22 protein-coding genes and 2 pseudogenes are annotated in these 22,122 nt (G+C 41.2%); 13 read left to right on the top strand and 11 right to left on the bottom strand.

Annotated features, from left to right (window positions below; translation table 11 throughout):
- The first annotated feature begins 13 nt into the window (after nt 1–13).
- From MLC44_RS12750 to MLC44_RS12725, 6 genes and pseudogenes are all read left to right on the top strand, one after another.
- Complete coding sequence (locus tag MLC44_RS12750) at nt 14–205, top strand: hypothetical protein (protein WP_230973282.1); 192 nt, start codon at nt 14–16, stop codon at nt 203–205.
- Nucleotides 189–677 carry a gluconate 2-dehydrogenase subunit 3 family protein gene (locus MLC44_RS12745; protein WP_434657676.1) on the top strand — a complete coding sequence of 163 codons (489 nt, stop codon included), beginning with the start codon at nt 189–191 and terminating at the stop codon, nt 675–677. Before MLC44_RS12750 ends, MLC44_RS12745 begins: the two co-directional genes overlap by 17 nt.
- A pseudogene (locus tag MLC44_RS12740) lies at nt 595–1,566 on the top strand (NAD(P)-binding protein); the annotation flags it as partial. The gene MLC44_RS12745 and the pseudogene MLC44_RS12740, both read left to right, overlap by 83 nt.
- A gap of 491 nt (nt 1,567–2,057) precedes the next feature.
- Nucleotides 2,058–2,354, top strand: coding sequence for a GMC oxidoreductase (locus MLC44_RS12735; protein WP_434658889.1), 297 nt, complete (start codon nt 2,058–2,060; stop codon nt 2,352–2,354).
- Nucleotides 2,351–3,526, top strand: coding sequence for a peptide-methionine (S)-S-oxide reductase MsrA (msrA, locus tag MLC44_RS12730; protein ID WP_434657674.1), 1,176 nt, complete (start codon nt 2,351–2,353; stop codon nt 3,524–3,526). Before MLC44_RS12735 ends, msrA begins: the two co-directional genes overlap by 4 nt.
- A gap of 67 nt (nt 3,527–3,593) precedes the next feature.
- Nucleotides 3,594–4,994 carry an MBL fold metallo-hydrolase RNA specificity domain-containing protein gene (locus tag MLC44_RS12725; protein ID WP_434657671.1) on the top strand — a complete coding sequence of 467 codons (1,401 nt, stop codon included), beginning with the start codon at nt 3,594–3,596 and terminating at the stop codon, nt 4,992–4,994.
- 3 nt (nt 4,995–4,997) lie between these two features.
- On the opposite strand, the gene MLC44_RS12720 is transcribed toward MLC44_RS12725, so the two are convergent.
- The 10 genes from MLC44_RS12720 to MLC44_RS12675 all read right to left on the bottom strand — a co-directional run bounded on the left by MLC44_RS12720 (nt 4,998) and on the right by MLC44_RS12675 (nt 13,956).
- Entirely contained in the window at nt 4,998–5,366 is a 369-nt protein-coding gene (locus tag MLC44_RS12720; RefSeq protein WP_434657668.1) for an HvfA family oxazolone/thioamide-modified RiPP metallophore, read from the bottom strand.
- Between the two features lie 12 nt (nt 5,367–5,378).
- Nucleotides 5,379–7,682 (bottom strand): copper-transporting P-type ATPase, encoded by a 2,304-nt coding sequence (locus tag MLC44_RS12715; RefSeq protein ID WP_434657666.1) that lies wholly within the window; start codon nt 7,680–7,682, stop codon nt 5,379–5,381.
- Between the two features lie 14 nt (nt 7,683–7,696).
- Nucleotides 7,697–7,906 (bottom strand): SHOCT domain-containing protein, encoded by a 210-nt coding sequence (locus MLC44_RS12710; protein WP_418640786.1) that lies wholly within the window; start codon nt 7,904–7,906, stop codon nt 7,697–7,699.
- Between the two features lie 10 nt (nt 7,907–7,916).
- On the bottom strand, nt 7,917–8,297 hold the full coding sequence (locus MLC44_RS12705) for a DUF302 domain-containing protein (RefSeq protein WP_434580572.1): 381 nt from the start codon (nt 8,295–8,297) through the stop codon (nt 7,917–7,919).
- 125 nt (nt 8,298–8,422) lie between these two features.
- Complete coding sequence (locus tag MLC44_RS12700; RefSeq protein WP_151899340.1) at nt 8,423–9,625, bottom strand: hypothetical protein; 1,203 nt, start codon at nt 9,623–9,625, stop codon at nt 8,423–8,425.
- Between the two features lie 142 nt (nt 9,626–9,767).
- The gene (locus MLC44_RS12695; RefSeq protein WP_434657663.1) at nt 9,768–10,451 is read right to left on the bottom strand and encodes a copper resistance protein B; all 684 of its coding nucleotides are present in this window, start codon (nt 10,449–10,451) and stop codon (nt 9,768–9,770) included.
- Nucleotides 10,452–10,461: 10 nt separating this feature from the next.
- The gene (locus MLC44_RS12690) at nt 10,462–12,180 is read right to left on the bottom strand and encodes a copper resistance system multicopper oxidase (RefSeq protein ID WP_434657661.1); all 1,719 of its coding nucleotides are present in this window, start codon (nt 12,178–12,180) and stop codon (nt 10,462–10,464) included.
- 16 nt (nt 12,181–12,196) lie between these two features.
- On the bottom strand, nt 12,197–12,487 hold the full coding sequence (locus tag MLC44_RS12685) for a thioredoxin fold domain-containing protein (protein WP_434658888.1): 291 nt from the start codon (nt 12,485–12,487) through the stop codon (nt 12,197–12,199).
- Complete coding sequence (locus MLC44_RS12680; RefSeq protein ID WP_434657658.1) at nt 12,379–13,557, bottom strand: protein-disulfide reductase DsbD family protein; 1,179 nt, start codon at nt 13,555–13,557, stop codon at nt 12,379–12,381. Before MLC44_RS12680 ends, MLC44_RS12685 begins: the two co-directional genes overlap by 109 nt.
- Before the next feature lie 12 nt (nt 13,558–13,569).
- Nucleotides 13,570–13,956, bottom strand: a complete 387-nt coding sequence (locus tag MLC44_RS12675) for a FixH family protein (RefSeq protein WP_151899345.1) — start codon at nt 13,954–13,956, stop codon at nt 13,570–13,572.
- A 136-nt stretch (nt 13,957–14,092) separates the two neighbouring features.
- On the opposite strand from MLC44_RS12675, the gene MLC44_RS12670 reads away from it, so the two are divergent.
- The 6 genes from MLC44_RS12670 (at nt 14,093) to MLC44_RS12645 (ending at nt 17,612) form a co-directional block, all read left to right on the top strand.
- Nucleotides 14,093–14,575, top strand: coding sequence for a putative iron-sulfur cluster-binding metallochaperone (locus tag MLC44_RS12670; protein WP_418640783.1), 483 nt, complete (start codon nt 14,093–14,095; stop codon nt 14,573–14,575).
- 35 nt (nt 14,576–14,610) lie between these two features.
- A complete protein-coding gene (locus tag MLC44_RS12665) occupies nt 14,611–14,925 on the top strand; it encodes a nucleotidyltransferase family protein (RefSeq protein WP_346389789.1) in 315 nt (104 codons plus the stop codon).
- Nucleotides 14,918–15,280, top strand: a complete 363-nt coding sequence (locus MLC44_RS12660; RefSeq protein ID WP_151899348.1) for a HepT-like ribonuclease domain-containing protein — start codon at nt 14,918–14,920, stop codon at nt 15,278–15,280. The genes MLC44_RS12665 and MLC44_RS12660 overlap by 8 nt, the downstream gene beginning before the upstream one ends.
- On the top strand, nt 15,277–15,924 hold the full coding sequence (locus tag MLC44_RS12655) for a response regulator transcription factor (RefSeq protein WP_151899349.1): 648 nt from the start codon (nt 15,277–15,279) through the stop codon (nt 15,922–15,924). The genes MLC44_RS12660 and MLC44_RS12655 overlap by 4 nt, the downstream gene beginning before the upstream one ends.
- Nucleotides 15,917–17,032: a sensor histidine kinase gene (locus MLC44_RS12650; RefSeq protein WP_418640782.1), complete on the top strand. Its 1,116-nt coding sequence runs from the start codon at nt 15,917–15,919 to the stop codon at nt 17,030–17,032. Before MLC44_RS12655 ends, MLC44_RS12650 begins: the two co-directional genes overlap by 8 nt.
- A 67-nt stretch (nt 17,033–17,099) precedes the next feature.
- Entirely contained in the window at nt 17,100–17,612 is a 513-nt protein-coding gene (locus MLC44_RS12645) for a ferritin-like domain-containing protein (protein WP_230973283.1), read from the top strand.
- A gap of 9 nt (nt 17,613–17,621) precedes the next feature.
- On the opposite strand, the pseudogene MLC44_RS12640 reads toward MLC44_RS12645, so the two are convergent.
- A pseudogene (locus MLC44_RS12640) lies at nt 17,622–20,743 on the bottom strand (efflux RND transporter permease subunit).
- A 124-nt stretch (nt 20,744–20,867) separates the two neighbouring features.
- Between MLC44_RS12640 and MLC44_RS12635 the strand changes: the two are divergent.
- Nucleotides 20,868–22,097: an MFS transporter gene (locus MLC44_RS12635; protein ID WP_434657655.1), complete on the top strand. Its 1,230-nt coding sequence runs from the start codon at nt 20,868–20,870 to the stop codon at nt 22,095–22,097.
- Nucleotides 22,098–22,122 lie beyond the last annotated feature (25 nt).

Genomic DNA, 22,122 nt, shown 5'->3' with positions numbered 1-22,122 from the left:
AAAGAAGGAGGCTATGATGTGTATTCCTCACAGTACCGCAGGTACAGTTACACAAACTTTTGTGAAAGAGAAAAAGCCTAAAAAACATATACAAAAACCTTCAAAAGAGATGCTTGAAAAAGGGGATCCTGATTTTGTGGATGAACGGACATCCTCTTATAAACCAAAAAAGAAAGGTTCTTTTTTTGATGACCTTTTCTCGTAGAAAATTTTTACAGGCAAGTTTTCTTTCCGGTGCCGTTTTTTTAATGGACGGATGCACCCTTTTTGGCGTGACAATACCCTTGCAAACCTTCACCCTTTTACACAAAGACCTGTTCCCTCAGGCACAGCATTTAGGGATACAAACTGCTCCGTACATGCAAAAAATATTTCATCACAGCCGCATAAGCGATGCGGATAAAACTTTCTTAAAAAACGGTGTGAAATGGCTGAATGAAGAAGCCATTCAAAGCTATAGACAAGAGTATACAAAGCTTTCGCCAATGCAAAGGCAAAGTATTCTTGAGAATATAACACAAACAGAGTGGGGAGAGAGTTTTGTTTATGATGTGATGAACTATATGTTTGAAGCAATGCTCGGTGACCCTGTATATGGCGGAAACAACAAAGAAGCCGGTTGGCAATGGCTCAATTTCAAAGGCGGACAACCCAGACCGCAAAAGGTTTACATGTAATGGCAGAGATATAATGGTTGATGTATGTATAATCGGCAGCGGAGCAGGTGGTTCTCCCGTAGCGTATGAGCTTGCCAATGCCGGGTTCAGTGTTGTCGTTTTGGAAAAAGGCGAAAACTATACAGAGCGTGATTTTAACAAAGATGAAATAGCCGTCACACGACGTGATATGTTTACTCCGCCGCTGAGTGAACAAAAACATATTATAAATGAGTATAACGCAGACGGTAGTTTTACCCGTTATGACGGGGAAGCATCGGGCTGGAATTTTTGGAACGGCTCCATGGTGGGCGGTTCCTCAAACCTGATGAGCGGATATTTTCACAGACTCAAGCCAAATGATTTTAAACTCAAGAGCGTATACGGCGAGATCAAAGGGGCAAATATTGTTGACTGGGCGATCAGCTATGAGGACTTGGAACCGTATTATGACAAGGTTGAAAAAGTTGTGGGTGTGAGCGGGAAAATTGTCAAACACAAACATCTTGAACCGCGCTCACGTGCAGATCTGCCTTACCCTGAGTTGCAGACAAACGGTGTTACGAAGTGGTTTGACCTTACATGCAAAGAGCTTCATTATACCCCGATACCGACACCGCGTGCCATATTGTCGCAAAATGCACTTGGGCGCAATGCCTGTTATTACTCCAATTTTTGCGGCAGTTATGGCTGTGCAAGCGGAGCAAAGGGAAGCGGTCGTGCCGCCTTACTGCAAAAATGCTCTGCAAAAATTATTACAGATGCCTTTGTCTACAAACTTCAAAGCGATGATAAAAAAGTGACACGGGCGTACTACTACACAAAACGCGGTATCAGACACTCTGTGCAGGCAAAAATTTTTGTTGTAGCGGCACAGGCGATTGAGACCTCAAGACTCTTGCTTAATTCTAAAAATGAGCATTTTCCAAATGGTTTGGCAAACTCCAGCGGCGAAGTCGGGAAAAATCTTATTTTTTCTGCAGGCGGCAGCGGAAGCGGACGCTTTGTCTTTGAAAAACTGACACCGCAGCAGCAAAAAGAGCTGATGGAAGTCGGTGTTTTTTTCAACCGTTCTTTACAAGACTGGTATGATTTTGAAATGAATGCAAAGATGCAAAAAGGCGGAACGATTGACTTTTTGTTTGAGCATCAAAATATTATTTCCCGTGTGATGCGTGAAGTTTATGATGAAAACGGAAATCTCTTGTGGGGTGATGCCCTTGCCAAGAAAATTAAAAAACGCATAACACGCTCAAGAGTACTGACCTTTGAAGTCTTTAACGACTGGCTGCCTACGGACAAATGCTTTGTGAGTGTGGATGATACAGTCAGGGACAAATACGGTGTACCTGTCGGGGTTATAAATCTCTACGGACATCCGCATGACCTGGAAGTAGGAGAATATTTGGCACAAAAAGCAGTGAAAGTTTTAAACAGCTTGGGTGTGAGGAGATTGATTACTCCATATCTTCTGCACCGCCGCCTAACCTTGTCGCGGGCGGATGCAGGTTTGGCGAAGATGTCAAAACATCGGTACTGGATAAAAACTGCAAAGCCCATGATTTGGAAAATCTCTATGTCGCGGATGCCTCTTTTATGCCGACAGGCGGGAGTGTTCCCTACACATGGACGATCTATGCAAACGCATTTCGTGTGGCGGATGTTATCAAAGAACAATTAAAGAAGGAAAAGTCATGATAGTCTCAATAGTATTTGCAGCAGGATGTTTTTGGGGTGTTGAAAAACATTTTGAACATATGCAGGGGGTTGTCAGTGCCGAGTCCGGTTATGCAGGCGGGAATTATCCCAATCCGACCTATGAGAAGGTACTGAAAAACCGTTACACAAAAGACGGCAAAAAGATCATCAACTATACCGAATCGGTCAAAGTCGTTTATGACAATTCTAAAACAGATGCAAAAACACTGATAAAATCTTTTTGGGAACTGCATGACCCGACACAGGCAAACGGACAGGGTAATGATATTGGCAACAATTACAGAAGCGCCATTTTTTACACAATACCCAGACAGGAAAAAATTGCTCACGAGACAGAAAAGGTGTATCAAAAGCTTTTAAGACAAAAGGGCTTTGGCACAATACAGACAGAAATAAAACCGTTGAAGCATTTTTATACGGCAGAGACCTACCATCAGGATTATCTGCAAAAACATCCTCATGGGTATTGTCCCAACCATGCTACCGGTGTCAAGTTTCAAAAAGAACAAGCAAAACATGATTTTGTAACACCTTTGGGAGGCAAAGAGATTTTGGTCATTAAAAGTCCTAATTTTTGTCCCTATTGTGAAAAATTTGATACAGAGGTGACAAAAAACTATAAAGGGAAAGTGCCGATGCGGACAGTTTTGGCAAGTGATTTGAAGGGCTTTGCAATACAAACAAAACTTTATGCAACGCCTACTGTGCTTTTTATAGAAGATGGAAAAGAAATAGCCGGTCATGTCGGTTTTATGAATGAAAAAGAATTTTATAAAGCCCTGGGTAATTTTAAACTGGGTAAAAATTCCGAGAGTTACAAGGTAGCGTTTAATCAGGGCACGGATAACCGCTTTTGCAAACAGTATGATATATTTAAACATACGTCTGAGGGTGTATTTGTAGACAAACTCAGCGGTGAAGTACTGTTTGATACGCGAGACAGGTTTAATTCAGGAACCGGATGGCTCAGTTTTTACAAGGCGGTTGACGGTGCGACAATACAAAAAGAAGATAACAGTTACGGTATGCAGAGGATTGAAATTATTGCAAAAAAAAGCGGCATACATTTGGGACATGTTTTTCCTTTGCCTGACGGACGCAAACGGTTTTGTATCAATGCAAGTGTCCTTGAATTTATACCAAGAAAGTAGTTTGGCAGATTTTTAAGAAATATTGGCGTATAATCGTTACATGTAGATTACATGTAAAGGATTTGTGATGGCAACAGTGAGATCGTACGGTGCAACAAAAGAGGTGACAGGTTCGTGTCATGTCCTTAAAATTGATGGTGTGAAAATCATGATAGACTGCGGGATGTTTCAGGGCGAAGATGAAGAGAAAAACGAAGAGGCCTTTTATTTTGAACCCTCGAGTATAGATTATCTTTTGGTGACACATGCCCATCTTGATCATATCGGACGGATTCCCAAACTGGTCAAAGAGGGTTTTAAGGGAAAAATCTATGCTACTGCCGCCACAATGGATTTGGCAGAGATTATTTTGATGGACAGTGCGAAAATAATGAGTGAAGATTTTCAAACAAAGTACAGAAAAGCACTGCGCAAAGGAAGAGAAAAAAAACTTTCAAAACCACTCTACCAGCCTTTGGATGTGGAAAAAACATTTCAAAGTATAGAGTGGGTCAATCCTGAATATAACAAATATTATGATTTATGCGAAGGTGTGAGTTTTGTCTACCGTAATGCAGGGCATATCTTAGGTTCCGCTTTTATCGAACTCTCTTATATGGACAAGAGTGATTCGCATACTATTGTATTTTCAGGTGACATCGGAAATGATAACGGCCTTGTCATGCCAAATTTAAACAAATGTGACAAAACACAAAGTCTGTATGTTGAAACAACCTATGGAGACAGAGACCATCAGCCAATTGATGCAACAATCAAAGAGTTTAAAAAGGTTATTGTAAAAACGCTCAATAACCGTGGAAATGTGCTGATACCGTCATTTGCGGTGGAACGTACGCAGGAGTTGCTGTGTATTTTAAGAGAGATGCATGAGAGCGGAGAGTTGCCAAAATGTAAAGTGTTTTTGGATTCTCCCATGGCAACGCGGGCAACAGCCGTATATCGAAAATATGTGAATGAATTGACAAACAAATGTCAGGCAAATGTGCAAGAAGACGGAACCGTTTTTAATTTTGATTCGCTTGTCTATACAGAAACACCTGAAGCCTCAAAAAGCATAAATGATATAAGAAGCCGTGCTATCATCATTGCCGGAGCAGGAATGTGCAACGGCGGACGCATTACACACCATTTTAAACACAGAATCTGGGATAAACGCAATGCCGTGATTTTTGTAGGATTTCAGGCTGAGGGAACCTTGGGACGTGAAATCGTCGAGGGAGCAAAATGGATCAATGTTTTGGGAGAAGATATTGTTGTCAAGGCATCTATTCATACAATTAACGGATTTTCCGCCCATGCGGACAGAGACGGAATCTTAGAGTGGATCTCGAGTATGCAAGATTTGAAAAAAGTCTTCTTGGTACATGGAGAACTCAAGAGTCAAAAAGCTTTTAAGAAAATGCTAAATAAAAAACTGCATCTGGATGCGCATATCGTTTCTTTTAAAGAGAAAATAGTTCTCGACTAAGAACTATTTCATGGAACCGCCGCATTTCCCTGCACCGCATTTCATTGTGGGTGCCGGCATGGCTGCACCGCATTTGCCTTCCCCGCAGTTGAGTGTCATAATGTGTGTTTTGGGATCTCTTACACAATCATACATTTTTTTTGTACTTTTTGCATTTTTTACACAGTTTTGACGCGGATCATCCTGTCTCATCTGTGCTAAAATATTTTTCTTTTTTTTGACAAGTGCTGCACTGCCGTCAAACATATTTGCGCCGCATTTTCCGGAGCCGCATTTCATCCCCGGCGCCGAAGATTTGGCAACTTTTTTCTCATCGCTGCAGGCACTTATGAAGAGTACAAAAGTGCTGAGCGTCAGTAAAACAATTTTCATTATACCTCCTGATTACAGTTTTACATTTTTTAAACGCAGTGCGTTTGCAATAACAGAAACAGAGCTGAAACTCATAGCTGCTGCGGCAATAATAGGGGAGAGTACAATCCCAAAGAACGGATAGAGTACCCCTGCCGCAATCGGGACGCCGGCGCTGTTGTACACAAAAGCAAAAAAGAGATTTTGTCTGATGTTTTGCATTGTGGCGCGAGAGAGCCGCAGTACTTTTACAATACCCAGCAGATCGCCTTTTATAAGAGTGACTCCCGCACTCTCAATAGCCACATCTGTGCCTGTTCCCATGGCAATTCCGACATCTGCCTGTGCCAGTGCCGGAGCATCATTAATACCGTCACCGGCCATAGCAACGCGTGCTCCATTACTTTGGAGCTCTTTTACAACATCTGCCTTGCCGTCTGGCAGGACATTGGCATATACTTTTGAAATGCCAAGTTTTTTGGCAACAGCATTGGCTGTAAATTCATTGTCTCCACTGAGCATGACAACTGTTATGCCCTCTTTTTCCAATGTATGAACAGCTTCAACAGAAGTCTCTTTTATAGGGTCTTCTATCGCAATAATTGCACAATATTTATCATCTATTGCCATAAAAATAATACCTTTTGCATCATTGCGCATGGCATCTGCTTTTGTCTGGACCTCCTCTATGGAGATACCCTGTTCCTGCAGAAGTTTTTCACTGCCCAGAATTATTTTTTTACCGTCAATTTTGGCAATGACTCCTTTGCCGGGCACCGCTTCAAAATTGTCTACATTGATAAGTGAAATATTTGACTCTTTTGCATAGTCTATAACAGACTGTGCAAGAGGATGCTCACTGGCACGCTCAAGTGAAGCAGCATATTTTATAAGCTCTTGCGTATCATAGCCGGGTGCAGTGAGAAAATCGGTCACTTTTGGTTTTCCAAGCGTCAGTGTTCCTGTTTTGTCTACTACGAGAGTGTCTATTTTTTCCATCGTTTCAAGTGTTTTTGCATCTTTAATCAGTATACCCGAGAGTGCCGCACGACCGGTTGCCACCATAATTGAGATCGGTGTAGCAAGGCCGAGGGCACACGGGCAGGCAATAATTAAAACAGAAACGGCAGCGACAACGGCATACGCCAATTGCGGAGACGGTCCCCAGATATACCAGCCTATAAAAGCAAGTACCGCTGAAATGACAACTGCAGGTACAAAATAACTTGACACCGTGTCGGCAAGCTGTTGGATCGGTGCACGGGAGCGCTGGGCCTGTGCTACCATCTGGACAATCTGTGCAAGCATCGTATCCGAGCCTACTTTTGTCGCCTGCATAACCAAGGTGCCGTTTTTATTGATGGTAGCCCCTATGAGTGTATCGCCTACTGTTTTTTGCACAAGAACAGGTTCTCCTGTAATCATAGACTCGTCAATATTGCTTTGTCCTTCGATAACAATGCCGTCAACAGGAATTTTTTCTCCCGGTTTTACTCGGAGTTTGTCACCTACATGTACAAGTTCGAGATTTACTTCCTCTTCATTTCCTTCTTCATCTATAATTCTATGCGCTTTTTTTGGCGCAAGATTCAGAAGTGTTTTGATGGCTGTGTTTGTTTTGCTTCTTGCCCGCAGTTCCAGCACCTGTCCTAAAAGAACAAGGGTGGTAATGACGGCTGCTGCTTCAAAGTAAACAGGGACAACACCTTCTTTTGTGTGCATTAAAGGCGGAAAAATTTCAGGAAAGAAAAGAGCCACGACACTGTAAAGATAGGCGGCTCCCACACCCATGGAAATGAGTGTAAACATATTGAGGTTCCATGTTTTTACCGACTGATAGCCTTTGACATAAAAAGGCCAGCCACCCCAAAGTACAACAGGCGTTGCCAGAACAAATTCAATCCACTGTACTAATTGTGCACTCAGCCAGGAGGGAATATACTGCGGAGTAATGTCATGAACCATTGCCAGGGCAAACAAAGGAATTGACAAAACGGTGCTTATCAAAAAGCGGCGGCTCATATCGTCAAGTTCTTCGTTTTTCTCTTCGGCCTGTACGGTGGCAGGTTCAAGATGCATACCGCATATAGGGCAGTTTCCCGGTTCATCACGGATGATTTCGGGATGCATGGGACAGGTGTACTGTGTCTTAATCGTCGGCAGTGCCTCAACCTCTTTTTCAAGGGTCATGCCGCATTTTGGACAGTTCCCGGGATGGTCCTGGTGAATCTCCGGATGCATAGGACAGGTATAAAATACATTGCCTATTTCACAGGAATCATCAATACAGTATATATTTTCTTCTTCTGTGTTTTCTTCTGTTTTCTTTTCACTCATAATACACCTCCAAATCAGTGTTTCAGCAGTTCTTTTTTTCGTTTGTACTCTTCTTCGTCTATTTCGCCGTTTGCATACTTTCTGTCTAAAATATCTCGTGCCGATTCTCTGTCAGTGTTGTTATTGTTGTTGATAAAATAAAAAAGCGCAAAAATTAAAAGCAACGGTATAATCCATCCTAAACCCATTGTAAACCCCCATCCTGTCATTGCATGTTCAAACATACTGTTTCCTTTAAAAAGCACTCATAAGAGTACGCAAGTTATTGAAAATTTCGCTCATATGCTGTTTAAAATCTTCGTCTACATCGACTGCATTGAGCATCTCTTCTATGCCGATTGTCGCCAGAACCGTTTTACCGTTTTGTTCGTAAATGGATATTCTGCAGGGAAGATACACGGAAATGTCGGCAATGGCATTGAGTGCCATGTTTGCAGCAGGAGGATTGCAAAGTTCATACACTGTGATTGGTGTTTTAAGTTCAAATCCCTTGCTTTTCAATATCTTTTGAAAATCATAAGACCCCAATACACCAAAACCTAATGCTTTTGCCTTGTCCTGAATCTCTGCTTTGACTGTTTCAAGAGGAGTGCTCGTTTGTGTTTTGTAAATCATCTTCCATCCTTTTAGAATTTATTTTAGAAAAGTATAGTAAGAGTTTGTGGTGAATTTGTGAGTTTCGTAAAAGATGTCATGCTATGGAGGAGAAAAGTCTATAGCATGACAGAAAAAAGGAAGTGTTAGAAAACTGCACGTAATGTAAAGTATATTTCATTGCGTTTTTGAGAATTTTGATTAAAGACATAATCAAACTGACATTGCACATTTTCTTTGTAAAAATATTTGACAGCCAGAAGTTGTGCATTGTCTGCAGAGTTTGTATATGCACCGTTGTCTGCCGCCCTGTAGCCTGCTGAGAACATAAGAATATGTGCAACAGGCGCTATTTCACCCATAATGGTAGCTGCTTTTACCTTGTTTGGAGTCTGTGCAAAGAGACTGCCTTGTTTTGCCTGGGCATAGGTGAGAAAAACACTCACAGGAAGTGTGTCAACGGATCCCATAGCCTGAAAGTTCAGTGCGAATTTGTCTGTTTTATCTTCTATTTTTGGTAAAGATGTATTTGCATCATCTCTTGAGGCTGTTCCCCACCAGATTTGAGTGCTCATGCCAAGATCCCAGTTGCCGACCTGTGGTGTAAAAGCAAGGGAAGCGTAATGTGCGGGTGTAACACCTGAGACGGTACCGACAGTTGGTACATAGGCAGAGTAAACACCGTACCATAAATCACTTGCAATATAAAAGCCGATACCTTCTGCGGCAGCTTCTTCTCCTGCATTATTGACAATGTAAGACTGCGCAGATGTGACAGAAACAGCTTCAAGTGTCTGCCCGTTTGCTTTGGAACCGGTTGCCAGTGTGTCATAAGAAGCGGCTGCTCCAAATTCACTTGTTCGGTAAAATACAGTTCCGAGTGTATAGTTTGGAAGTTCATAGACAACAGGCACTACCAAAGTAGCGAGTTGAAATACAGGATCATTTCCGTCTTCTGATTCGTAACCGATTTCGGTAAATACACCAATATTGTTGGCAACACGCCCCGCTATCATAAAGCCAAGAGCCTGTGGAAACTGAATTTGGGCTGCTTCGGCAGGATCTTCTCCTTGAACATACCCGATTTTAACATTCAAAGAGAGGTTGAGTGTGTCTGTCAGTGAAAGAAATTTCCCGTTTTGGTCATCATAAATCGACTTTTGTGCACCGACCATTGTGTAGCCGCTTGCCTTAAAGCTTCGTCCGAAACGATTGAGCGCAGGAAATCCGTTTTGTGAATGGCAGGCATTACACGAGATTCCCATCTGTCTTGCAAATGCCGGAATAGCGTAAGCATTTGTTACAAAAGTGACGAGACTGATACCGAGTAAAAAAAACATTTTTAACATAATATACCCCTTATTCTTAAGTTTTAAAATTAGTTTTGAAATGCAAAACAACACTTAAGATATTGATACGGTATCAAAAAAGTGTGATGAGTTTGTGAGGAAATACTGTAAGCCAAAAAAAGCTTACAGGTTTAGTAGCGAATTAAAACCAAAATCGAAGACCAAAAGTCGCATAAGCTTCATTAAGCGGAGAGTAGGTATTTGTTGTCCCAAAGTTTTTTGCCCATTCAATGCCGACATAGGGGGCAAACTGTCTTCTGAATTCATATCGAAGTCTTGCGCCGAGAGTAAGATTTGAGATGCCTGAACCGTAACCCATAGTCGGGGCATCTTTTGTATAGGCATCGAGTGTAAATTTTGGTGTGAGGATGAGTCTTTGGGTGATGAGTGCCTCATATTCCATGTCAATTCTCAGACCAATATTGCCATCGTCACTAAAAAGTAAAGCTGCCCGTGTTTCAAAAAAGTAAGGAGCCAGGCCGGAGAGAGCAAGAACGCCCCATGTTTTGTTGTTTGATCCGGCTATACCGTAACTGATACCGGCCTGCACATCCCAAAAAGGGGCAACCGCACGGGAGTAAAGGAGTTGATTTTCACTGCTTGCATCGCCACTGTTGGGCTTTTCTCCCTCACTGTAGAAGTAGAGTTTGTTGAGATCATAGCCAATGTATCCATAGGTGTCCCAGTAAAGATTTTTTTCGCTGTTTGTCTGGTACTCCAGGTTGTCAGCGGTAAAAGTTGCACGCAGGGTATCACCACCTCCACCGGCAAAAGAGAGCGTTGCCAGAGTCGTTAAAAGTGTTAATTTTGTGAGTATATTTTTCATCATAAATCCTTTAATCAACCACGACTTTTCTAAACATATCTGTCATGTGATAGAGTAAGTGGCAGTGGTACGCCCATGCACCTTTTGCATCCACTGTGACACGAAAGCTTATTTTGGAACCGGGCTGTGAGATAATAGTGTGTTTGCGTACCAAATGATTTTCATCACCGGTTTCAAGATCACTCCACAAACCATGCAAATGCATTGGATGGTTCATCATAGTGTCATTTATATAAGTGATACGCAGACGTTCGCCGTAATGAAACTCCAAAGGTGCCGCTTCATGATAAGGAATACCGTTGATAGACCACATGTAACGCTCCATATTTCCTGTTAGATGCAAAACGATCTCTCTGTCTGGATATCTGTCTTCTTTTGTAGAGCGCAAAGAGCGTAAATCTGCATAGGTTAATACTTTTCTTCCGTTGTTTCTTAGTCCGACACCCGGGTCATCGAGTCTGTACTGCGGATTCATTGCCCGCATGGTTGTGCCGACATCCCATCGTATTGGCAGTTTTGTAAGGGGAATGGGCTTTTGTAGAGATGGCATTGATTGTTTCTTTGCCATATCCATACTTTTCATCTGTGCCATATCTTTACTCATGCCCATATCAAGCATTGTAAGTGCTTGCGGCGGATCCATTTGCGGCACTTCTGCCAATATATTTGCATCAGTTGAAAGGTTTCCGAGTGCATAGCCTTTTCTTGCTATACTTTGTGCAAAAATAGCATAGGCTTTGTCATTTTCGGGTTCAACTATGACATCATATGTCTCTGCAACACCTATGCGAAACTCATCCACATCCACAGGCTGTATATTATTGCCATCTGCTGCAACAACTTTCATTGTAAGCCCTGGAATGCGAACATCAAAAAATGTCATTGCGGCTGCATTTATAAATCGAAGCCGTACTTTTTCTCCGTTTTGAAAAAGTGCCCTAAAACGTGTTGCCGGATTTTGCCCGTTCATCAAAAAAGTATAGGTGTAGGCTGTTACATCAGAGAGATCTCTGTCTGACATACGCATTTTATTCCACATTTGACGTGCTTTAAAGGCTTCAACAAATCCTTTGTCTTTGACTTCCCAAAAGAAATCGCCGACAGTTCTTCTGTTAAAATTATAATAATCAGGAAAAAGCTTCAGTTTTCGGTAAATAGCTGCGGGTTTTTCATCTGAATAATCGGATAAAAGGACAACATAGTCTTTGTCGTATTCATAGGGATCTTTCTCTTCTTTTGGTTCTATGACAATGGCGCCGTAAACACCTGTCTGTTCCTGAAAAGCAGAATGGGAATGATACCAAAAGGTTCCGCTTTGACGGACGGTAAAGGTATAGGTAAATGTCTCTCCCGGCGCGATACCGTCATAGCTGATTCCCGGAACGCCGTCCATTTGGTAGGGTAAAATGATACCGTGCCAGTGAATAGAGGCGGATTCGTTGAGATTGTTGGTTACGTGTAAGGTAATTGTGTCGCCTTCGCGCCATCTGAGTGTAGGACCCTGCAGCATAGCATTGACTGCCGTAGCATATGAGGGTTTTCCTGTTACATTGACAAGAGTTTTGTCTATAGACAGATTAAAAACCGTTCCTGAGAGTTCTTCGGTCTTTTTGCGCTTTTTAACTGTGTCGGTTGAAGCGTTGAGGTTTATTCCGTAAAGCATTGCACCTGAAGCGACAACGCCTTTGACAAAAGTTCTTCTTGATAAAGAGTGTTTATTGTGTTTCATAAGAATGCCTTTTTTGTTATTCTGCATTTAAATCAAGTACATCAAATAATTCTTTTGCACCTTCATAGCCGTAATGTATTGAATCCGTTTGGGGTGTTCCGTCACTCTCTATGAGCAAGAATGCGGGGTAGCCGAAAACACCGTATTTTTCTTTAATAGCCAGTGTGTCTTTATTGCTTTTATCAGACAAATCAACTACTAAGGCAATATATTTGTTATTAAGAATTTCAATAATTTTTGGATCTTTGAATGTTGTTTCATCGAGTTTTTTGCAAACCTTGCAATATTTTGAATGAAATAGACAAATACAGGCTTGTCGGTTTGTTTTGCCAGCGCTAATTTTTCATCCATTGCTTTGAGGTTTGGTACTTCTGTAAAAAGAGAAGGTGTTTTTGTAACCGTCTGCAAACCTGATGTTGATTGTTGTACAGCGTTGCTTTTGAGTGGCATATATATGTTGTCATGCCCCATAGCAGCTCCTGTCAAGCTGATAGTTCCCCAAACAAGACACAGTATTGCCAGCGTTCTTAAAAACCTCTGCCATAGCGTCAAGGACTCATCTGTTGTTGCCAAGGGATATATAAATGCGCCGATTATTATAAAATAAACACCCCACAGATACAAAGCAGAAAAGAGTTCAAGCTCGGAAAATATACTTACAGCAACACCTAAAAGGAGAATACCGAAAAAGTACTTTACATAATCCATCCATGCGCCTGCTTTTGGAATCAGATATCCGGCACCCAGACCAACGAGTAAGAGCGGAACACCCATACCAAGTGAGAGTGCAAACATCATCTCTGCTCCCAAAACAGGATTTGCCTGCGCAATGGCAACACTTAGAAATGAGATAATGACAGGCGAGACACAGGCTCCTAAAATAAGGGCCGAGAGTAAACCGAGCAAAAAAACGGCAAAAAAGGTACCGCCTTTAATATTTCGGGTTTGACTGTCAAGTTTTGACTGAATAAAAGAGGGCATTTGCAGGTTGAAAAAACCAAACATAGAAAGTGCCAGCAGAAAAAAGACAAAGCTCATAATACCAATCGCCCAGATATTTTGAAAGTAGGATTGCAGCTGTTCACCTGTAGCCCCGGCAAGAGCACCCATAAGTGTATAGGTCAGTGCTGTGCCAAGAACATAAGCAACAGAGAGGAGTAAACCGTTTTTCTTGGTAAGCTTTTCACCCTGTCCGGCTATGATACTTGAGAGAATCGGAATCATAGGCAGTACACAGGGAGTAAAAGTAAGCAGTAATCCGGCTCCAAAGGCTCCGAGTAACAATCCCAGAAGCGTGTGTGTTTGGAGACTTTCTGCATTGGCAAACAACGGAATTGTTACTAACAGCAGAAAAAGTAAAATAATCTTTTTTCTCATCTTTTTTGCCTTTTAAAAGTTTAATGTTGTTTTAACACGAGACCTTTTTCCTGTTTTAGGTGTGATAAATATATGCAGTTGCCATGTTCCGCTCATTGCAAGATTGAGTGTTGCTTTGTATTTTCCGTTACCAAGATTTTGGGCATTTGCTTTTGAGCTCATAGCAGGCATCCCCGGCATGGCTGGCATAAAGGCTTTGAGTGCTACTTTTGCATCAGTGACAGGTTTGCCGTTTTTCTTGATAGTGACAATAAGTGTGTTGGAACCGGTAGTAAGCGGTTTGTCTGCGGTGATATGTACTGCTGTTGTTCTGAATTTTGCATCCTTGGAGAATGCGGCTGCCTGAACAAGTGTTGTGCCTAAAAGCAGTGCGAAAAAGATTTTTGCCAAAGTTTTCATAAGAAACTCCTTTTTGTTTTGTTAGGAGAAGTATATAACTTTTTTGTGGTGTGTTTGTGTAGCACAGGGACAAAAATGTATGACACAAAGATTACACAGGAAAAATATATAATTGACTTTTTAAAAAGGATAAGTCATGACAGATCTGTTTAGAACAAAAAATGAAGGTGATAACTGCTGTACGCCTCAGCCAAAAGGCAAAGTTGCCTGTCCGATATGTGGAGAAAAAGCCAAAGGGGTGCTGGGCAAAACACTGCAGCATCTTTTAACAGAGGAGGCAAAATCAAAACTTTCCTGTTTTGACGGTTTTTATTACTGCAAAACAGCTGCATGCGAAGCAGTCTATTTTCGGGGCGATGAGATACTGACACAGGATGATATGAGCATTGTCGTCGGACTCAAAGAAGGAGCAACTCCGGCTACTGTATGCTACTGTTTTGGCTGGAGCAAAGAGAAAATAAAAGCGGAATTAGAGGCAACAGGACAAACAACAGCACTTGAAGACATCAAAGCAAAAATGAAAAATCCCGGCTGTGCCTGTGAAGTGCTGAACCCAAGCGGCGGATGTTGTCTTGGAGATGTAAGCATGGCGATAAAAGAGCTTATAACACAGAGTTAGGATGTTAGTGGCACAGATATGCTATAATCTGTCTTATGAAAGCGACAAAAAACAATATCATAGAGTATCTCAAACAGATAAAACCTGAACTTTATAAAAATGGCATCAGCTCAGTCGCCCTTTTTGGGAGTTTTGCAAAAGAGACACAAACAGTTTACAGTGATATTGACATTGCCATATCCAAAGATAAAAATTTCTTACAGACAAACACATCTTATGATTACTTTGATACAGTAGCAACGATAAAATCAAAAATACGAAAGCAGTTTCATAGAAATATAGATATTTTTGACTTAGACAGCAACAGTCCATTTAAAGAGAGTATCAAAAAGGAGCTTATATATGTTTAGTCAAAAATCTGTAGAGAGAATAAAAGTTATAAAAAAAAAGATTCTCTTTATAGAGGAGATAGTGAAACAAAACGGCTCCATTGAGAAAGCGTTAGAAGACGAACAAAATGCAAGAGCAGCTATACTTATGCATCTTACATCCATTTCAGAACAGTTTGATAAATTACTTCATAACGGTGAACTTGAGATACTTTCAAAGTTTGCAAAAGAGGATATAAAAGGAAGTTACGAACTAAGAAATTTTATAGCGCATGATTATGAAGGTGTGGACCTGTATATAGTGGAAGATGTAATAAAAACAAGATTACCCATAATTAAAAAAACGACTGAAGATATACTTATAAACGAAAAATGAAAATATTACTCCTTGAAGATGACACGGCACTGGCAAACATTTTGGTTGATTTTTTGGAAGACGAATATGAGGTTGTGCAGACTTACAGTATGAAACAGGCACTTGAACTCTCGGAAAATGAAAAATTTGATTTGTATATTTTTGACATTAATGTTCCGGATGGCGACGGTATTTCACTACTGCGGGAACTGAGAGACTTCCATGATGAAACACCGGCTATTTTCATTACCGCTTTTCATGATACAAAGTATCTCAAATCCGCTTTTGAATCAGGCGCGAACGATTTTATAAAAAAACCTTTTGATTTGGAAGAGCTGGCACAGCGTATAGAAAACATTAAGAGACATTTTGGACTGGAAAGTCTGGTGAAACTGGATGAACATATCATATTTGACACAAAAACACATATACTCAAAACGCCAGAAAAAATGATCAAACTGACACATAAAGAGAGTGACTGTCTTCATTACTTTTATAAAAACCGTCATCGTGTGGTAAGTTCTGACGAACTGTTGCAAAATTTTTGGGAGTATGAAGATATGCCGAGTGATGATGCTATTCGTACCATTGTAAAAAATCTGAGAAAATACATCGGCAAAGAACATATTGTCAATATCCGGGGAGAGGGCTACAAATTTGAATGAGTTGGAAAAAAAGTCTTTTTACTCTTTTGTAACGCTCTATCTTGTCTCTTCCTTTTTGTTTGTTTTGCTCTCAGGATACTGGTACTACAGCGCACAGAAAAATTCTTTGGAGAGTGCAACCTATTATAAGCTCAACCATATCGCCGACAAACTTTCAGGACTCATAATTAATGCACAGATGAAAGGGACAACATTACAGCTCCCAAATGAAAAAGGGTATGAATACAGTTTGATTGGTGCAAATGAAGCTGCGGGTTTTAAAACAGGATATTATGAGAAAAACGGTTATAAGGTTCTGGTTTCGGATGCACCGCAGGAACATCTGAATATTGAATATGTCCTTGTCAGAACAAAAGAGTATTTCAAACAGCTGCACGAACTGCAAAAAAATGTCCTTTTGGCTATGAGTGTGGGTTTTTTCTTTATTGTCCTCATCTCTGTCATACTTGCCAAACTGTTTATGAAACCTGTGCATCAGAGAATGGAGCAGATAGAGAGCTTCATTCAGGATGTCTCGCATGAGTTAAATACTCCTATAACCGCTTTGAAAATGAGTGCGAGCCGGGCAATCAAGAAAAAAGTTTATGATAAAAAAATACTGACGAATATCTCTATAAGCACAAAACAGCTTGAGAGTATCTATAAGTCACTGACATTTTTAAATTTTAATCAAAAACAGCAAGAAGCAGAGGATGTGAATCTTAAAAATATTTTGGAGCAGACTATCGGTTACTACAGTGAACTTACAAATGCAAAAAATATAAAAATAGAGAGTCAGCTTGAAGAATGTTATTTTCATATAATTCCCTCACGGGCAGAACTGTTGTTTTCCAACCTGCTCTCAAATGCCATCAAATACTCTCTTCCCCAAACAAAAATAAGCATAAAACTTGATAAAAATGCCTTTGTTATAGCAGATGAGGGTGTCGGTATAGAGCAAAAAAAACTTGATGCAATTTTTGAAATGTATAAACGTGAATCAGATATAGCAGGCGGATTCGGTGTGGGTCTGAGCATTGTGAAACAGATATGTAATGCATATGGTATCACAGTCAATGTTACATCCCAACTTGGAAAAGGAACACAATTCACACTTCTTTTTAAATAATAATAATTTTCTTTTAAGAAGAGTTGCCTTATACTTGAGGTAATTCAAATCAGAGGAGAAGAATATTATGACACGAGGAAATTCGATTATTAAAGGCATAGAACCTGAAACAGTGGTGAAGTTGCTTAACAGAGCCTATGCTGATGAGTGGCTGGCCTATTATCAGTATTTTATAGAAGCAAAAGTGATTAAAGGCATTATGAAAGATGCGGCATTTGCGGAGCTGACACAGCATGCAAATGATGAACTCAGACATGCCAATATGGTTGCCGACAGAATCATACAGCTTGGCGGTACACCGCTTCTGAATCCGCAAGAGTGGTTTACGCATACAAACTGCGGCTATGAAGAGCCAAAAAACTTTGATGTGGTTGCCATCCTTGAAGACTCTATAAAAGGAGAACAGTGTGCAATCAGTACCTATTCGGAACTTGCCAATATTGTCAAAGACAAGGATATCATCACTTACGATATGGTTTCTCAGATACTGGCCGATGAGGTAGAGCATGAAGCAGATTTACAGGATCTGCATGATGACATTACAGAATTTGTCCAAAATATAAAAAGTACGATGCAATAAAAAAGAGGATTAAATATCCTCTTTTTGGGAAAGTTGTCGTTTTGCATAGATTTCAAACAGGATCGGAATGATGACAAGGCTCAAAACAGCTGAACTGACAACTCCGCCAAGCATAGGTGCGGCAATACGCTGCATGACTTCGCTTCCTACTCCGTGGGTATACATAATAGGTGTCAGACCTGCCAAAATAGCAAACACCGTCATAAGTTTTGGACGGACTCTTTGTACAGCTCCTTCATAAATTGCGGCATTGAGTTCTTTGATTCCAAAGTTTTTTCCATATTTTTCTTTATATTCATCCACCGCTTCCTGCAGATAAATTATCATGACGATGGCTGTTTCCGCGGCTACTCCAAGGAGTGCCAAAAATCCGACGATAACGGCTATACTCATGGCAAAGTTGAGGATGTCTATATAGATAAGTCCGCCTAAGAGTGCAAAAGGCAGAGTGAAAAAGACAATAATTGTCGGTCCCGGTTTTTTGAGTGCCATATAGATGAGTAAAAAGATGACAACAAGAACAGCAGGCACAATCCAGATGATACGCTTCATAGCCGAATCAAGATACTCTGACTGTCCCGCCCATTCTATATAGTATCCCGGATCAAATTTGATTTGATTGATGAACTTTTGTGCGCCTATTTTATACTCTGTCGCACTGATACCCTCTTTTGGTGTGATATAAATGAAGGTCACAGGTGCTGCCATTTCGCTTTTTATGACAGAAGCGCTCTGTCTGTAAGCCACTTTTGCAAGTGAACCAAGCGGAACAAAGCCAAGTTTGGTTTTGACCTGTATGTTTCTGATGGACTCAAGGCTTCTTCTCTCATTGTCTTCCAGACGCAGTGCGATAGGATAACGTTCAAGACCTTTGTACATTGTTGAAACTTTCATGCCCCCGATGGCAAAAGCTGTGTACTCCAAGAGCGTATCTTTTGTCATGTTGTATCGGGCAAGTTTCTCCTCATCAGGGATAATGTCAATGTAGTATCCGGCACTTGCCTGATCTGCAAATACGGAGAGGGTTTTGTCATACTCCCGCAGTTTGTCTTCTATCTGTTTGCCGAATTTTTGCAAACCTGCCGCATCCATTCCGTAGAGTTTGATACCGATAGGGGTTCGGATACCGCTTAAAAGCATATCGATACGACCGCGAATCGGGTAGGTCCAGGAATTTGTCAGTCCCGGAACCTGCAAAGCGGCTTCCATGTCTTCACGCAGTTTGTCATAGGTCATGCCTTTGGGCCACTCGGACTTTGGTTTGAGCGTGATGATAGTCTCAAGCATACCAAGAGGAGCAGGATCCGTTGCCGTACCTGCACGCCCGGCTTTGCCAAAAACATTTTCTACTTCGGGAAAACTTTTGATAATCTTGTCTGTTTTTTGCAAAAGCTGTTTTGTCTGGTCTATACTGATACCATAAGGGGTAACAGGCATATACATGAATGTCTGCTCATTGAGCATAGGCATAAATTCCCATTTCAGACTCTTGTAAAGCGGATACATGTAACCAAGAGAGAGTAGAACAAGAACAATGACAAGATATTTTGCTTTGAGGCCGTAGACAATAATTGGACGATAGAGCCAGATGAAAAATCTGTTCAGTGGATTTTTGCTCTCTGGCAGGATTCTGCCTTTGACAAAAAATATCATCAGTGCAGGGACCAGAGTGATGCTCAGCAGTGCGCCTGCAGCCATTGCAAATGTTTTGGTAAAGGCAAGCGGGGTAAACAACAGTCCCTCTTGACCTGTCAGTGCAAAAATAGGCAGGAATGATACGACAATAAGTGCAAGTGCGAAAAATATCGGACGCCCGACAAGCTGTGAGGACTTGAGTATGATGGCAATGCGCTCTTTTTCTGTCGGGATTCTTCCTTCTTTGTGTTCAAATTTGTGCAGCATTTTGTGGGCATTTTCTATCATGACGATGGAGGCATCAACCATGGCACCTATGGCAATGGCAATACCTCCAAGACTCATAATGTTTGAGCCGATACCAAAGATTTTCATCAGCAAAAAGGTAAAACCGACTGTTAAAGGCAGAACAATAATGACAATAAGCGAAGAGCGAAAATGCATCAAGAAAAGTCCAATGATGATGACAACAATAACGCTCTCCTCAATAAGCGTATCTTTTAAAGTGTCTACCGCTTTGTCAATGAGACCTGAACGGTCATAGACGGTGACAACATCCACACCCTCAACTTTAAGCTCTTTCATTTTTTCCTGAACACGCTTAATCATTGTATAAACATCTTCGCCGTAACGTGCCATAACGATACCGCCGACAACTTCGCCTTCGCCGTTTAAGTCTGCCAACCGCGACGCGGTGCAGGGGTAAGTTCTACCCGTGCAATATCACCGAGTTTTACAGGTGTACCGGCTTTTGTTGTGACAACAAGTCCTCTGATATCATCAAGGTTTTTAATATAGCCTTTGGCCTGTACCATCCACTCATATCCGTTTTTAATGACGATACGCCCGCCTGTATCATTGTTGTTCTTGGCCAATACTCTTTTGATGTCTTGTATGCTGAGATTGTAGCGAACCAGATTGTCATTGTTTACTGTCACCTGAAAGGTAGGAATAAATCCGCCGATACTTGCTACTTCACTGACACCGTCAACACCCATAAGCGCATATTTATAGTAATAGTCCTGGAGGGTACGCAACTCGGCAAGATTCTTTGTTTTTGATTTGAGGGCATATTCATACACCCAGCCCACACCGCTGGCATCGGGACCAAGGGATACATTCATGTTTGCCGGCAATTGCGACTGAATGGAAGCAAGCTGTTCAAGAACACGGCTTCGTGCCCAGTAGAGATCTGTTCCCTCTTTGAAAATGATGTAGATAAGACCGTTCTCATAGGTAGAGTATCCACGTACCGTATCAATATTGGCAATAGCCAAAAACTGTGCAACAAGCGGATAGGTTCCCTGATCTTCGACAATTTCAGGAGACTGTCCTGCCCAATTGATTTGTACAATGACCTGAGGAGGAGACAAGTCAGGCAAAGCATCCAAAGGCGTGTTTTTCATACTCCAAATAGAAGCGCCGACAAGAGCAAAAGCCGCCAAAAGAACAATAAACTTGTTTTTTATACTAAAAGCGATGAGTTTTTCTATCATAATTTGTCCATTTTTTTAGTTTTGAAAATTATAGCACGCTAGTGTGTAGCGTTTGTGAGAAATAGTATGAGACAATCAGGATTTTTAGAGGTTCTCTTAATATATTTTCTTATAGAATTAGGATATGAAAAACAATAATAAAAAATCTATATACTCCTGGGCACTGTATGACTGGGCAAATTCTGCCTATGCAACCACTGTTATGGCTGGGTTTTTCCCTATATTTTTCAAGTCTTATTACAGTGTGGGAACTGAGGTGACTGTGAGTACCGCGCAGCTCGGATTTGCAAATTCAATTTCGAGTTTTGTGGTAGTGCTTCTTGCGCCTTTGCTTGGGGCTGTGGCTGATGCAGGTTCACTCAAGAAGCGTTTTTTGTTTCTTTTTGCATTTTTGGGTATTTTGATGAGTGCCTCACTGGCTCTTGTCGAGCAGGGAAACTGGCAGATGGCGGCACTTGTCTATACGCTGGGAAATATCGGTTTTATGGGATCAAATATTTTTTATGACGCTTTGCTTCCCTCTGTGAGTAATGATAAAAATGTTGACTATGTTTCAGGCCTGGGCTTTGCCCTTGGATATCTCGGAGGCGGTATTTTGTTTGCCTTGAATGTTTTTATGGTACAGGAACCCGCCTTTTTCGGTTTTGAAGACAAGGCTGCGGCGATAAAAGCTTCTTTTGTCAGTGTTGCAGTGTGGTGGGCGGTTTTTTCATTGCCTCTTTTGCTTTTTGTAGAGGAGAAGAAGGGAGACAAAGAGCAGAAAAATATTTTATTGGTTGCAGGGTATCTGCGTTTGAAAAAAACCTTTCAAAGAGTGGCAAGTCTTAAAGGACTTTTGCTTTTTTTGGTGGCATACTGGCTCTATATTGACGGGGTTGACACTATTATCCGTATGGCTGTTGATTACGGAATGGCGCTGGGGTTTGACAGCAGCAAGCTTATAATGGCCTTGCTTATTGTGCAGTTTGTCGGTTTCCCTGCCACACTCATTGTTGCCAAACTTGCCGATATCTGGGATACAAAAAAAGTTATCTATCTTTGTATCGCTGTCTATATATTTATTATTGTTTATGCTGCGATGATGGAAGATGTCTATGAATTTTATATACTGGCAATACTTATTGCATTGGTTCAGGGAGGTATTCAGGCACTGAGCCGTTCCTATTATGCCAAAATGATACCGCAAAAATATGCGGCAGAATTTTTCGGATTTTATGATCTTCTTGGAAAATTTGCAGTTATCATAGGGCCGCTTTTGGTAGCCTTTGTCGCACTCTTTAGCCATAATTCAAGACTCTCGATTGCTTCTGTTGCCATTCTTTTTATTCTCGGCGGACTGCTCTCTTTTTTGTAGATGAGAAAAAAGTCGCAAAAGATGT

Source organism: Sulfurimonas sp. NW9, assembly GCF_051132275.1.
Classification (GTDB): Bacteria; Campylobacterota; Campylobacteria; order Campylobacterales; family Sulfurimonadaceae; genus Sulfurimonas; species Sulfurimonas hydrogeniphila.
This window is presented reverse-complemented; position numbering and strand designations above follow the sequence as displayed.

Bases quoted from the DNA above. Each gene is read 5' to 3' on its own strand.
- msrA (WP_434657674.1), top strand. From the start codon at position 2,351: ATGATAGTCTCAATAGTATTTGCAGCAGGATGTTTTTGGGGTGTTGAA.
- MLC44_RS12690 (WP_434657661.1), bottom strand. From the start codon at position 12,180: ATGAAACACAATAAACACTCTTTATCAAGAAGAACTTTTGTCAAAGGC.
- MLC44_RS12645 (WP_230973283.1), top strand. From the start codon at position 17,100: ATGACACGAGGAAATTCGATTATTAAAGGCATAGAACCTGAAACAGTG.
- MLC44_RS12745 (WP_434657676.1), top strand. From the start codon at position 189: ATGACCTTTTCTCGTAGAAAATTTTTACAGGCAAGTTTTCTTTCCGGT.
- MLC44_RS12705 (WP_434580572.1), bottom strand. From the start codon at position 8,297: ATGATTTACAAAACACAAACGAGCACTCCTCTTGAAACAGTCAAAGCA.
- MLC44_RS12655 (WP_151899349.1), top strand. From the start codon at position 15,277: ATGAAAATATTACTCCTTGAAGATGACACGGCACTGGCAAACATTTTG.
- MLC44_RS12725 (WP_434657671.1), top strand. From the start codon at position 3,594: ATGGCAACAGTGAGATCGTACGGTGCAACAAAAGAGGTGACAGGTTCG.
- MLC44_RS12680 (WP_434657658.1), bottom strand. From the start codon at position 13,557: ATGAGAAAAAAGATTATTTTACTTTTTCTGCTGTTAGTAACAATTCCG.
- MLC44_RS12670 (WP_418640783.1), top strand. From the start codon at position 14,093: ATGACAGATCTGTTTAGAACAAAAAATGAAGGTGATAACTGCTGTACG.
- MLC44_RS12660 (WP_151899348.1), top strand. From the start codon at position 14,918: ATGTTTAGTCAAAAATCTGTAGAGAGAATAAAAGTTATAAAAAAAAAG.
- MLC44_RS12710 (WP_418640786.1), bottom strand. From the start codon at position 7,906: ATGTTTGAACATGCAATGACAGGATGGGGGTTTACAATGGGTTTAGGA.
- MLC44_RS12635 (WP_434657655.1), top strand. From the start codon at position 20,868: ATGAAAAACAATAATAAAAAATCTATATACTCCTGGGCACTGTATGAC.
- MLC44_RS12665 (WP_346389789.1), top strand. From the start codon at position 14,611: ATGAAAGCGACAAAAAACAATATCATAGAGTATCTCAAACAGATAAAA.
- MLC44_RS12700 (WP_151899340.1), bottom strand. From the start codon at position 9,625: ATGTTAAAAATGTTTTTTTTACTCGGTATCAGTCTCGTCACTTTTGTA.
- MLC44_RS12675 (WP_151899345.1), bottom strand. From the start codon at position 13,956: ATGAAAACTTTGGCAAAAATCTTTTTCGCACTGCTTTTAGGCACAACA.
- MLC44_RS12720 (WP_434657668.1), bottom strand. From the start codon at position 5,366: ATGAAAATTGTTTTACTGACGCTCAGCACTTTTGTACTCTTCATAAGT.
- MLC44_RS12750 (WP_230973282.1), top strand. From the start codon at position 14: ATGATGTGTATTCCTCACAGTACCGCAGGTACAGTTACACAAACTTTT.
- MLC44_RS12695 (WP_434657663.1), bottom strand. From the start codon at position 10,451: ATGAAAAATATACTCACAAAATTAACACTTTTAACGACTCTGGCAACG.
- MLC44_RS12715 (WP_434657666.1), bottom strand. From the start codon at position 7,682: ATGAGTGAAAAGAAAACAGAAGAAAACACAGAAGAAGAAAATATATAC.